The sequence below is a fragment of the Uliginosibacterium sp. 31-12 genome (assembly GCF_030548425.1).
Classification (GTDB): Bacteria; Pseudomonadota; Gammaproteobacteria; order Burkholderiales; family Rhodocyclaceae; genus Uliginosibacterium; species Uliginosibacterium aquaticum.
This window is the reverse complement of record NZ_JAUOOA010000008.1, coordinates 72,129-84,531: the sequence shown is the minus strand read 5'-3', so window position 1 is coordinate 84,531 and position 12,403 is coordinate 72,129. Positions and strand designations below refer to the sequence as shown.

General features: G+C 61.6%; 11 protein-coding genes, 2 tRNA genes and 1 riboswitch. Of the genes, 7 read left to right on the top strand and 6 right to left on the bottom strand.

The genetic code is table 11. The annotated features are described in order from the left end of the window. The first annotated feature begins 12 nt into the window (after positions 1-12). From glnL to zapD, 7 genes are read left to right on the top strand one after another with little or no spacing between them, the layout of a single operon-like run. Entirely contained in the window at positions 13-1,089 is a 1,077-nt protein-coding gene (gene glnL / locus Q3Y64_RS15065) for a nitrogen regulation protein NR(II) (protein ID WP_101943303.1), read from the top strand. A 41-nt stretch (positions 1,090-1,130) separates the two neighbouring features. Further along, a complete protein-coding gene (ntrC, locus tag Q3Y64_RS15060) occupies positions 1,131-2,549 on the top strand; it encodes a nitrogen regulation protein NR(I) (protein WP_101943302.1) in 1,419 nt (472 codons plus the stop codon). A gap of 52 nt (positions 2,550-2,601) precedes the next feature. Then, positions 2,602-3,405, top strand: a complete 804-nt coding sequence (locus tag Q3Y64_RS15055) for a biotin--[acetyl-CoA-carboxylase] ligase (protein WP_303563072.1) — start codon at positions 2,602-2,604, stop codon at positions 3,403-3,405. A gap of 1 nt (position 3,406) precedes the next feature. After that, positions 3,407-4,141 carry a type III pantothenate kinase gene (locus Q3Y64_RS15050; RefSeq protein ID WP_303563070.1) on the top strand — a complete coding sequence of 245 codons (735 nt, stop codon included), beginning with the start codon at positions 3,407-3,409 and terminating at the stop codon, positions 4,139-4,141. A gap of 22 nt (positions 4,142-4,163) precedes the next feature. Beyond that, positions 4,164-4,880, top strand: a complete 717-nt coding sequence (locus Q3Y64_RS15045) for an SPOR domain-containing protein (protein WP_303563068.1) — start codon at positions 4,164-4,166, stop codon at positions 4,878-4,880. Beyond that, positions 4,858-5,505, top strand: a complete 648-nt coding sequence (coaE, locus tag Q3Y64_RS15040) for a dephospho-CoA kinase (protein WP_303563067.1) — start codon at positions 4,858-4,860, stop codon at positions 5,503-5,505. Before Q3Y64_RS15045 ends, coaE begins: the two co-directional genes overlap by 23 nt. Positions 5,506-5,565: 60 nt before the next feature. Beyond that, positions 5,566-6,321, top strand: coding sequence for a cell division protein ZapD (zapD, locus tag Q3Y64_RS15035; protein ID WP_303563065.1), 756 nt, complete (start codon positions 5,566-5,568; stop codon positions 6,319-6,321). Positions 6,322-6,432: 111 nt separating this feature from the next. Here zapD and Q3Y64_RS15030 read toward each other — a convergent pair. The 6 genes from Q3Y64_RS15030 to Q3Y64_RS15005 form a co-directional block, all read right to left on the bottom strand. After that, positions 6,433-6,508: transfer RNA gene (locus Q3Y64_RS15030), tRNA-Lys, on the bottom strand. 26 nt (positions 6,509-6,534) lie between these two features. Continuing rightward, a tRNA-Lys gene (locus tag Q3Y64_RS15025) sits at positions 6,535-6,610 on the bottom strand. Positions 6,611-6,679: 69 nt separating this feature from the next. Then, positions 6,680-7,516: a methylenetetrahydrofolate reductase [NAD(P)H] gene (gene metF / locus Q3Y64_RS15020; protein ID WP_101943297.1), complete on the bottom strand. Its 837-nt coding sequence runs from the start codon at positions 7,514-7,516 to the stop codon at positions 6,680-6,682. A 9-nt stretch (positions 7,517-7,525) separates the two neighbouring features. After that, positions 7,526-8,365 carry a TlyA family RNA methyltransferase gene (locus Q3Y64_RS15015; protein WP_303563061.1) on the bottom strand — a complete coding sequence of 280 codons (840 nt, stop codon included), beginning with the start codon at positions 8,363-8,365 and terminating at the stop codon, positions 7,526-7,528. A gap of 44 nt (positions 8,366-8,409) precedes the next feature. Further along, a complete protein-coding gene (ahcY, locus tag Q3Y64_RS15010) occupies positions 8,410-9,822 on the bottom strand; it encodes an adenosylhomocysteinase (protein ID WP_101943295.1) in 1,413 nt (470 codons plus the stop codon). Positions 9,823-9,890: 68 nt separating this feature from the next. Continuing rightward, a riboswitch (S-adenosyl-L-homocysteine riboswitch) is annotated at positions 9,891-9,995 on the bottom strand. Between the two features lie 69 nt (positions 9,996-10,064). Next, positions 10,065-12,293 carry an EAL domain-containing protein gene (locus tag Q3Y64_RS15005; RefSeq protein WP_303563059.1) on the bottom strand — a complete coding sequence of 743 codons (2,229 nt, stop codon included), beginning with the start codon at positions 12,291-12,293 and terminating at the stop codon, positions 10,065-10,067. Positions 12,294-12,403 lie beyond the last annotated feature (110 nt).

The window sequence follows — 12,403 nt, the reverse complement described above, 5'->3', positions numbered from 1 at the left end:
CGTTGATCGCTTATGAGCCCTCCAAGCCTGAACCCGCAATCAAACACGCTGAGTGCATCCACGGCCGGCCTTGAGCTGCTGTCCTCAGCCGTCGTGATGATCAGCGCAGACCGCTCGGTCTGCTACGTCAACCCCTCGGCCGAACACTTGTTCGCAACCAGCGGCCGGCAGATTCTCGGTCACCATCTATCGGCCCTGCTCGGTGACATCCCCGGCCTGTGGGCGGCGCTGGACAATGCGCTGGCCAACAACTGGAGCCACACCGGACAGAATCTCGCTATCCGCCGGCCCAATACGCTGGTGCTGCATGTCGACTGCACAGCCACCCCCATCGATCTGCAACCCGCACGTCTGCTGCTGGAGTTTCGCCCGATCGACGCCCAGCTCAAGGTGGCCCGTGAAGAACGCCTGGCCGAGCAGCAGCAGGTCAATCGCGAACTCGTCCGCAACCTCGCTCACGAGATCAAAAACCCGCTCGGCGGCATCCGTGGTTCGGCCCAGCTACTTGAGCGCGAACTGGACAACCCGGAGTGGCGCGAATATACCCAGGTCATCATTGCCGAGGCTGATCGCCTGCAGGACCTGATGAACCGCCTGCTCAATTCGCACCGAATGATGCACCCCTCGGTGGTGAATGTGCATGATGTGCTTGAGCGTGTCCTGCGTCTCGTTCAGGCCGAGTTTCCGGACGTCACGGTGCGGCGCGATTATGACGTCAGCCTGCCGATGCTGACAGCTGATCGTGAACAGCTAATCCAGTCCATCCTGAATATTTCGCGCAATGCCGCCCAAGCCATGGAAGGTCAAGGCTGCATTACGCTGCGCACGCGGGCTGCCCGTCAGGTCACCCTGGCCAAGAAACGGCACAAGCTGGCACTGGAATTGCAAGTAATCGATAACGGACCGGGCATCCCGCTGGAAATCCGCGACAAGATCTTCTACCCACTAGTGTCGGGACGTGAAGGCGGCACCGGCCTCGGTCTGTCGATCGCACAGAGTTTTGTCGAACAGCATCAGGGCACCATCGATCTAGAGAGCGATCCCGGCCGAACCTGCTTCACCATCCTCCTGCCGATCACCCAGGCCTGAGGCACGAAGCCCCCGACAAGCAGAACAACGGAATACACGACATGAACGCAGTCTGGATCGTTGACGACGACCGCTCCATCCGCTGGGTGCTGGAAAAATCCCTGGCCCGCGAAAACATTGCACACCGCAGCTTCTCCTCCGCCAGCGAAGCTCTCACGGTGCTTGATAGCGGCGCCACGCCTCCCCAGGTGCTGATCTCCGACATTCATATGCCGGGTGAGTCCGGCCTGGTCCTGCTGCAAAGGGCCAAGGAAAAATACCCCAACCTGCCGGTCATCATCATGACCGCCTACTCGGATCTGGATAGTGCGGTCTCCGCCTTTCAGGGCGGCGCCTTTGAATACCTGCCCAAGCCCTTTGACGTAGATCAGGCTCTCGATCTGCTGCAACGTGCCCTAAAGGAAAGCACGCACCAGGAAGGTGCAGAAGAACAGGCCAGCTCAGTGCCTGAAATTCTTGGCCAGGCCGCCTCGATGCAGGAGGTCTTCCGCGCCATCGGCCGCCTGTCGCAATCTTCAGCCACCGTGATGATCAACGGCGAGTCCGGCACCGGCAAGGAGCTCGTGGCGCGCGCCCTGCACCGCCACAGCCCGCGCAAGGACGGTCCGTTTGTCGCCATCAACACCGCCGCGATTCCGAAAGACCTGCTCGAGTCCGAACTCTTCGGTCATGAGCGTGGCGCCTTCACCGGTGCAGCAGCCCAGCGCCGCGGCCGCTTTGAGCAGGCAGAAGGCGGCACCCTGTTCCTCGACGAAATCGGCGACATGCCGGCGGAACTGCAGACGCGTCTGCTGCGCGTACTCTCCGATGGCCACTTCTACCGGGTCGGCGGCCATACCCCGGTGAAGGCTAACGTGCGTGTGATCGCCGCCACCCACCAGCATCTTGAGCAGCGCGTCCGCGATGGTCTGTTCCGGGAAGATCTGTTTCACCGCCTTGATGTAATCCGTCTGCGCCTGCCGCCGTTACGTGAGCGTCGGGAAGACGTTCCGTTGCTGGCCAAGCACTTCCTTGCTCATAGCAGCCAGGAGCTCGGCGTCGAAACCAAGCGCCTCACCGATGCCGCCCTCAAGCGTCTACAGGCCTTTGACTTTCCTGGCAACGTACGTCAGCTCGAAAACCTCTGTCACTGGCTCACTGTGATGGCTCCTGGCCAGAGCGTTGACGTGGCCGACCTACCTGCTGAAATGCGGGATGCGGTACCCAGCACCACTGGTGGTGGCGCAGCGGGCGACTGGCTCTCCGCCCTGAATGCCGAAGCCGACCGGCTGATTGCCAGCGCTCCCGGCGAAGTTTTCGACCGCCTCAGCCGCGAATTCGAGAAAAGCCTGATCCTGCGAGCACTCGCCAGCACAGGTGGACGGCGCGTGGAGGCCGCCCAGGTACTCGGCATCGGCCGCAATACCATCACCCGCAAGATCCAGGAGCTGGGCATCGACGCAGGTCGCAACGAAGAGTAAACAGCGCTGTTTCGGGCTAGACTCCGGGCTTTCCGCCCCCGCCTTTTCACGGATGCCCGCTGTTTTCGATTACACCGCACTCCTCGTCGCGCTGGGCGATCAGCGCGCGCGCTTTGATGTCGACCATATCGAGCGCTGCGACTCCACCAATAGCGTCTTGCTGGCGCGCGCATCCCAAGGCGCACCCTCGGGCAGCGTCGTGGTGTGCGACGAGCAAACCGCCGGGCGCGGACGCCGGGGCCGCAGCTGGCGCTCCGGCAACGCATCTTCCAGCCTCACCTTTTCGCTACTCTGGCGTCTCGCCCCTGGCTGCTCAAGCGCAGGCCTCAGCCTTGCGGTTGGCCTTGCCGTGGCTCAAGCGCTGGAGAGCCTGAACGTCCCTGCAGTGGGCCTCAAGTGGCCCAATGACATCTGGCTGTTCGGACGCAAGCTCGGTGGCGTACTGATCGAGGTCGAATCAGATGAAGCCGGGCTAGGACTCATCATCGGCATAGGCCTCAATCTGCGGCGCGATGCCGCCCGCGATGCAGGCATCGACCAAGCATTCGCCAGTCTCGATGAAGCCCTTCCCGAGCTCACCCGCGAACAAGTGTTGGGCACGATTCTGAGCCAGCTTGCGCAGTGTCTCGATCACTTTGCCCGCGCGGGCTTCGCCTCCCTGCGCCAGCACTGGGCCGCCCGCAACGCCTTGTACGGTCTGCCCGTCACAGTCTCTTCCGAAAGCGGTAGCCACACCGGGCGCTGCGGCCACACCAACGCCGAGGGGGCGCTGGAATTGCTGACCGCTTGTGGTGCGCGCGTACTGATTACCAGTGGCGACCTGAGCCTGCGTCTGGCCTTGGCAGAGGAAACATGACATGTATCTGCTGATCGACGCCGGCAATACCCGCCTCAAGTACGCCTGCCATGATGGCGGCCGGTGGCTGAGCCAGCATGCGGTAGCGCTCGACGCGCCTGGACTGACGCTTCCCGTCGGCTTCGCTCCCGCCCGCATCGTGATTGCCAACGTCGCAGGCCCCGGCGTCGCTGCACACCTGGAGCGCCTGCTCACTGACATCCACGCTCCGTGTGAATGGCTCATGGCCAGCGCCATGCGCTGCGGCCTGCGTAACGACTACGAACACCCCGCCAGCCTCGGTGCGGACCGCTGGGCAGCCGCGATCGGCGCCTGGCATATGCTGCGCAGCAACGCGCTAGTTGTCTGCGCTGGCACCGCTACGACTATCGACATCGTGCAGGACACCGGCAACTTTGCGGGTGGCTGCATCCTGCCCGGGCTGGAGCTGATGCTTGACGCATTGGCCCACAACACGGCTGGTCTGCCACGCAGCAGGGGCAACTACGTCATGCCGCCACGCAACACCCATGACGCCATTGCCAGCGGCTGCCTGCTGGCCCAGACCGGTGCCATCCAGCTGATCGCCATGCAACTTCCACCAGCCACGCCAATTCTAGTTGCCGGTGGAAACGGTGCGCGCCTCCTGCCGCACCTGGGGGCCACCGCACGCCTGCAGTCCGATCTGGTCCTGCAAGGCCTGCTAGCGATAGCAACGGACCGCTCGGAAACTGACGACAAGGCTTGGAGAGCGTAACGCCTCGCAGGATAATCCCACCATGCAGATCCTCCGCACCTTCTTCTACCTGCTGCTCGCCATCAATATCGTGCTGACCCTGTTCAGCGGCCTCGGCTTGGCAGGCGTCCAGGCGCCCTGGCAAACCGGCGGTGAAGCCGAGCGCCTGAAGCGCCAACTCTCTGCCGACAAGATCATTCTGCTCAACACCGGCCCCGCAGCCTCGCTTGCTTCCGCTTCGCCGCAGCCCGTGCCGGTAAGTCCCCCCGCTCCGGCGGCCGTCACCAGCAATCCGGATGCAGCAGCCTGCGTGGCATTAAAGCACCTCGGGGCAGACGACGTTGCCCAGATCACGACCATCGCCAGCCCGCTCGGTGAAGCCGTCAAACTCAAGGCCAGCGGCGTGCAGCCAAGCTCTTACTGGGTCAATATCCCGCCTGGTGGCGGCAAGGATGGCGCCGCCAGGCGCGGAGAAATCCTGGCCAAGGCAGGCATTACTGATTACATCATCGTGCGTGAAGCCGGCCCCAACCAGTTCGCCATCTCGCTGGGCCTGTTCCGCAGTGAAGAGGCCGCTAAACGCCTGATCGAACAGCTGCAGAAGAAGAATGTGAAAACCGCGCGCATCACCGTGCGCGACAACACCAACTTTGCGGCTAGGGTTGAAGTGCGCGGCAGCGCCGGCAAGGTTCTGCCGCTGGTGGAGGACCTCATGTCCCGCCTCAAGGAAGCCCAGCGTGAAGATTGCCAGCCAGGCTGAGCAAGCACACGCCTGCGTCATCGGACTCACTGGCGGCATTGCCTGTGGCAAAAGCACTGTAGCGGAGCTTTTCACGGCTCACGGCGCCGGGCTCGTCGACACAGACCGGATTGCCCACCAACTCACAGCGCCCCGCGGGGCCGCCATGCCCGCTATCGTCGCCAGCTTCGGTGCGGACATGCAGCGCCCGGATGGCGCACTGGACCGCGCCGCGATGCGAGCCCTGGTGTTTGCCGAACCATCCCGCCGCACCGAGCTCGAAGCCATTCTGCACCCCCTTATCCGCAGCGCCGGCCTCGCGCAGCTGAAATCCTGCGCCGCCCCTTACGTGTTGCTGGCAGTCCCGCTTCTGGTAGAAACCGGCCACTATCTGCCGCTATGCCGGCGTGTGCTGCTCGTCGACTGTGCGGAAGATATCCAGCTTCAGCGCGTCATGGCACGCAGCGGCCTGGCGGAAGCAGAGGCGCGCCGGATCATCGCAAGCCAGGCCACGCGTGCTGCACGTCTTGCCGTCGCAGATGACGTTCTCGACAACTCGGGCTCACCTGCCGCGCTTCCCGCACAGGTTGCCAAGCTGCATGCACACTATCTGCAGCTGGCAGCTCAGCCCAATCAGAATCCTTGATGATATGATGCGGGCACTCCAACGCCTGCAAAGCACACATCTTCCCGGTAGCGGCCAGCGGTGATCACCTACGAATACCCTCTCGGCGAACGCATCCGCACTCTGCTGCGGCTGGAAGACCTCTTCGACAAGGTCCTTCACTTCTCCCTTGCCGACGGCCCTTACGAGCATCACACAGCCCTTCTGGCGCTATTCGAGATTCTCGACGTTGCCGGTCGTGCCGATCTGAAAGTTGATCTGGTTCAAGAGCTTGAGCGTCAGCGTCAGATCCTGCTCGCCTTCCGCGACAACCCGCAGATTTCCGAAGAAGCTCTGTCCGGCGCGCTCTATGAGATCGAGCAGGCCAGCAGTGCGCTGCTGTCCATGGCAGGCCGCATCGGTCAGTATCTGCGAGAGTCAGAGTGGCTGATGGCAATTCGCTCGCGCACGGCCATCCCGGGAGGCGCTTGTGAATTCGATCTGCCCTCCTACCACTTCTGGCTCAATCGGGATTTCCATCTGCGCAGGCACGATCTGACAACTTGGCTCAATCCCATGCTGCCGATTCGCGATGGCCTCACCATCGTGCTACGCCTGCTGCGTGAAAGCGGGCGCTCCGAAAGCCAGCTCGCCAAGCGCGGCAGCTACCAGATCATGATGACCGGCCGCAGCGCCCAACTGGTTCGCGTACGTCTTGCGCGTGAAATCAGCGCCGTCCCAGAGATCAGCGCCAACAAATATGCGTTCAACATCCGCTTCGTAGCCCCGGATGTCATATCCCGTCCACGCCAGTCCGAAGCCGACATTCCTTTCGAGCTGACCTTCTGCAGTCTCTGAGCAAGGCCAAAGCAACGCGTATAAAAAAAGCCCGATATTGATCGGGCTTTTTTTACTGACATATCCAGAATGTAAAAAGCCCAGTCCGAAGACTGGGCTTTTTACATATTTTGGTAGGGGCAGTAGGATTCGAACCTACGACCAATTGATTAAGAGTCAACTGCTCTACCAACTGAGCTATACCCCCAAAATCTGTTTCGCTTCTTCTACGAGTGGTAGGCCGTGCGGGATTCGAACCTGCGACCAACGGATTAAAAGTCCGCTGCTCTACCAACTGAGCTAACGACCCGCCGAAAGCGAAGAATCAAAATTATAGAAAGCTATTCTGATCCTGTCAAACACTTTTTACGCCAAAGTTTCAGGCGAGACCCAGGCGCTGACATAGCTCTCGGGTCAGTCCTGTCTGATTCAGCGTATAGAAGTGCAGGCTTGGTGCCCCACCCGCAATCAGGCGCTCGCACAGACCGGTGACCACATCCAGGCCGAAGGCACGCACGCTTTCAGCATCATCACCAAAACCTTCAAACTTGCGGCGCATCCACTGCGGGATTTCTGCACCACAGCTCTCGGAGAAACGAGCGAGCTTGCTGAAGCTGGCGATCGGCATGATGCCCGGTACGATTGGAATACGGACCCCCGCCTCTCGCGCCGCATCGCAGAAGGTGAAATAGGCATCTGCATTGTAGAAATACTGGGTGATCGATGAATCGGCGCCAGCATTAACCTTATTCACGAAAGCCTTGAGATCAGCCTCGTAGCTGCGGGCCTGGGGATGAATTTCGGGATAGGACGCAACTTCCAGAAAGAACTCTTCACCAGATTCCTTGCGGATGAATTCGACCAGTTCGTTGGCGTAACGGAACTCGCCCGGGTCGGCCATACCGGAAGGCAGATCTCCACGCAGCGCAACGATGCGTTTCACGCCCATTTCCCGGAATTCGGCGAGGTGATCGCGGATGCTGGCCTGGGTGGAGCCGATGCAGGAAAGATGTGGGGCGGCGTCGATGCCGGCAGCACGGATCTCGCGCACAACTTCAAGGGTACGGTCACGCGTGGAGCCACCTGCACCGTAGGTCACGGAAATGAACTCCGGGCCCAACGCCGCCAGTTCGGTGCGCACGCCACGCAGCTTTTCCACACCCTCCGCCGTTGCCGGCGGGAAGAATTCGAGACTGAATTCAAGTTTCTTGCTCATGTTCTTTCCTCAGTTCTGCGCTTTGCGAGCGAAGACGAAAAATTCGCGATTGCCATCGCCGCCTGTGATCGGGCTATCGCACCAGATCAGCACGTCCAATTCAGCGACCTGACAGGCCGAGCGGATGCGCGCTTCGACCGCCGGATACAACGAAGGGTCGCGCACGATGCCCCCTTTGCCAAGGGCTTGAGGCCCCAGTTCGAACTGAGGCTTGACCAGCGCCAGCACGCGCCCATTTTCCGCCATCAGAGACGGCCATTGCGGCAGCAGGAGCGTCAGCGAAATGAAGCTCGCATCACAAACGATCAGATCAAAACCCGCTTTCGGCATGCGCTCGCCTAATTGGGCTGCGTACAGATCACGGGCATTCAGGCCCTCGATCGTGCTGCAGCGAGGCTCACCATGCAAGCGCGGGTGAAGCTGGTCATGGCCGACCTCGATGCCCAGCACACTGGCCGCACCGGCCTGCAACAAGCAATCCGTAAAGCCGCCGGTGCTCTGACCGAGGTCCAGGCAATGCAAGCCAGTCACATCCAGCCCGACGCTGCTCAGCGCGCCAGCCAACTTGAGGCCGCCTCGCGACACATAGCGATCCGCCTCGTCTGGTTCAATCAGGATTTCAGCCGTGCTCGGAATTGACTCGGATGCCTTGCGTACTATCTTCACGCCCCCCAGATCCTGCCAGCTCACCCGGCCGGCCCCGATCATGCGCTGCGCAGTCGTGCGAGACTCTGCCAGACCACGCTCGACCAGCAACTGGTCGGCGCGTGGTGCGATGCGCTCCGGCATTGCCGATTCAGCAAGCGGAGTAGTCTTGAGTCGCGAATGGCGGCCGTGAAAGGAGTCCATGGGGCAGGCCCGCACCGGCTTGCGCCGGCGCGGTTCAAGGTCGCTCAGTAACGGTAGTGATCAGCCTTGTACGGGCCTTCAACCGGCACGCCAATGTAGGCAGCCTGATCGGGGCGCAGCACGGAGAGCTGGGCGTTGAGCGTCTTCAGTTGCAGGCGCGCGACCTTCTCATCCAGATGCTTGGGCAGGGTGTACACGCCCACTGGATATTCGGCGGTACGCGTGAACAGTTCGATCTGCGCGATGGTCTGGTTGGCGAAGCTTGATGACATCACGTAGCTCGGGTGGCCCGTGCCACAGCCCAGGTTCACCAAACGGCCCTTAGCCAGCAGGATGATGCGCTTGCCGTCCGGGAAGATGACGTGATCGACTTGCGGCTTGATCTCTTCCCACTGGTACTTCTCCAGCGAAGCGACATCGATTTCGTTGTCGAAGTGTCCGATGTTGCAGACGATGGCGTTGTTCTTCATCGCAGCCATGTTGTCATGGGTGATCACGTGGAAGTTGCCGGTGGTGGTCACGAAGATATCGGCCTTGTCGGCGGCATATTCCATGGTCACCACGCGATAGCCTTCCATGGCGGCCTGCAGGGCGCAGATCGGGTCGATTTCGGTGACCCACACCTGGGCCGACAGCGCACGCATGGCCTGGGCGCAGCCCTTGCCCACGTCGCCGTAGCCAACGATCACGGCAACCTTGCCGGCAATCATCACATCGGTGGCGCGCTTGATGCCATCCACCAGCGACTCGCGGCAGCCGTAGAGGTTGTCGAACTTGCTCTTGGTGACCGAGTCATTGACGTTGATCGCCGGGAACTTCAGTTCGCCACGCGCATGCATCTGGTACAGGCGGTGCACGCCGGTGGTGGTTTCTTCGGTCACGCCTTTGATGGCCGCCAGGCGCACGGAATACCAGCTCGGATCAATCGCCAGCTTGGCCTTGATCGCGGCAAACAGGATGGTTTCTTCTTCGGAACCCGGCTTGCTGATGACCGACAGATCCTTCTCGGCGCGAGCGCCCAGATGCAACAGCAGAGTCGCGTCGCCGCCGTCATCCAGAATCATGTTGGAGTAGCCGCCATCGGCCCACTCGAAGATGCGATGGGTGTAATCCCAGTAGTCGACCAGCGTTTCGCCCTTGACGGCGAAGACCGGGATGTTCGCGGCGGCAATTGCGGCGGCGGCGTGATCCTGGGTCGAGAAGATGTTGCACGAGGCCCAGCGCACTTCGGCGCCGAGCGCAGTCAGCGTCTCGATCAGTACGGCGGTCTGGATGGTCATGTGCAGCGAGCCGGTGATGCGTGCGCCCTTGAGCGGCTGGGCCTTCGCGAATTCTTCGCGAATAGCCATCAGGCCCGGCATTTCGGTTTCGGCAATGAGGATCTCCTTGCGGCCCCAGTCGGCCAGCTTGAGATCGGCAATCACGTAATCATTGAATTGAGCCACGATGTTCTCCATGAACAGGTGGCCGAGCGGGAGGGGAGCTTACAGAGGGGCTCACCGTCTTCCCGTGCCCGGCACGGTTGAACAGGTGAGCGCAGTTGAATCCTGCCGAGCTTGGCGCTGGCGAAACTCCGAGCCTGGGATCGTGGGTGGAAGCACCCAACGCTCTCGCAGCGCTCCTCGGAGAGTCCGGATTATAGGCAGGAAGTTTGGCCGGCGCCAGAAAGCCATGGCGCGGCCACATTCTCTGACAATACTCAAGCGCGTGACTTCAACCAGCGATAGAGCTCTGCCACCGGCATCGGCCGGCCATACAGATAACCCTGCGCCTCACGGCAGCCCAGACGCCCAAGGATCTGGGCTTGTGCCTCGGTTTCCACGCCTTCCGCAATGACCTCCTTGCCCAGACGCTGGCCGAGCTGGATCACCACGCCGGCGATACTCGCATCCGCCTCTTCCTCGCTGAGATCGTGAACGAACGCCTTGTCGATCTTCAGTCGATTGAATGCCAGCTGCTTCAGCTGCGCTAGACAGGAATAGCCGGTACCGAAATCATCCACTGCCAGTTGCACCCCCATCGTACGCAAGGCTTCCAGTGCCTCGCGCACATAGGCGGAATCCTCCATCGCAATCGATTCGGTGATTTCGAGTTCCAGATAATGCGCATCCATACCGCTGGCACCGACGATCTGGCGCAATTCACTGAGAAATGACGGATTGCGGAACTGGACCGCCGACACATTGACCGCCATGCGCACACCGGCATGCCCTTCGGCGTGCAGACGGGCCAGCAAAGAGCAGGCTTCACGCAGCACGAAAAAGCCCAGCTCGCGAATCAGGCCGGACTGCTCAGCCACCGGGATGAAGCGATCAGGCGGAATCACGCTGCCATCCTCTGTACGCCAGCGCATCAGGGCTTCCAGACCGATCAGGCGCTGGTCTTCCAGTGACACCTGAGGCTGGAACACCACATATAGCCCGTCGCCCTGCAGCGCATGGCGCAAACCATTGAGCAGGCGCACCCGCTCATGGGTCTGCGAGGTGAGTGCCGGGTCATACCAGGCGAGTTGGCCACGCTGATAGGTCTTGGCATAACGCAGGGCCTGGAAAGCGGCTTCCAGCATTTCCCCCCCCCCTTGCGCCTCTACGTCTCCCAGGCGGGTAAAACCGACCGTAACAGAGACCATGCTTTCCTCGCCCCCCACAGTGAACGGCTCCGCAAACAGGGGCAGCACGAATTCCGGTGTAATGCGGCGCTCAGCCCCCAGCACGGCAAAGATGTCCGCCGAGATGCGCGCCACCATGACTTCGGGCGTAGCGGAGGCCCGCAGGCGCGCCGTAATGCCGCGCAGCAGTTCATCGCCGAAAGCGTGGCCGAGGGTTTCGTTGATCTCGCCGAAGGCATCGATATCGATCAGGGCCAGCGAGAGGCCAGACGTCTGGCCTGCGACCAGGCAGCGCCCCAGCTCCTCACCGAGCGCGCGCCGGTTCGGCAATCCGGAGAGGCGGTCGTGATAAGCGTCGTGCTGCAGTTGGTGCAGCAGGCTGCGGTTGTCCAGGCAGGAAGCAAAATGCCCGGCAAAGACATCGATCACTCCGGGGTCAACCGATTCCGGGTCCGGCACTTGAAGATCCAGGTAGAGGCACAACACTGCGCCAGGGTGGCTCCGGATGCACAAGGCTGCACCCCGCGCACCCCAGGCAACGCCATGCCCGCTCAAACTTTGCAGGCAGCAGGCCAAGGCTTCAGCCGCCTCGCTGGCATTCAGGGAGCGCCCGGCACGGCCGGCATGCTGCCCCTCGGCCACCAGCAAGGGCAGCAGGCCCAGGCTGTCGGGGCGGGTAGCCGTCAGTGCAAAACCAGACAAGCCGGTATCGAGCAATTGGGCAAAATGGGCCAGCACGCCACGCGCAAAGGCCGCCTCATCCACCTGCATCATCAGCTCGTCACCGGCTTCAATAATGCGCCGCAGTTGCTCGCGCCCCTGGGCAATAGCACGAATCTGGCGATAGGTACGAATGGCCGAGGACAGGCAGGTATACACATGGCCGCGCGTCAGCTGGGCCTTAGTCCGGTAATCGTTGATGTCGTATTCGCGGATCGCGGTGATTTCTGGCGCGAAGCCCGGCTGGCCTGTGTGCAGGATGATGCGGGTATCGTTCAGTCCCAGCTCGTTGCGGATCACGCGCACAAGTTCAAGGCCGGCCTGCTCATGCTCCATCACCACGTCAAGCATGATCACTGCCACATCACGCTCACGCTCGAGTATTTCACGTGCTTCGCGGGCGGTATAGGCGTGCAGCCACTCGATGCGCCCTTCGAGCACCGGCAGGTTATTCATGGCGAAAGCAAGGGACTGATGGACGCCCTCGTCGTCGTCCACAATCAGGCAGCGCCAGCTTTTCAGGCGCTTGGGTACTTCCCCGGCAGTGTCATCCTCAGCGAACAGGAGTGGTCCTTCCAGTCCTGTCTGGTTTTCTTGCACGCAAGCACTCCTCCAGCGGCAGCTGGCCGCCCTTCAGGATGGGTCTACGACTAATGGCGTAAATTCTGAAGCCGCAAGCCGACATGCGCAATCGGCATCAGCCCCAACCA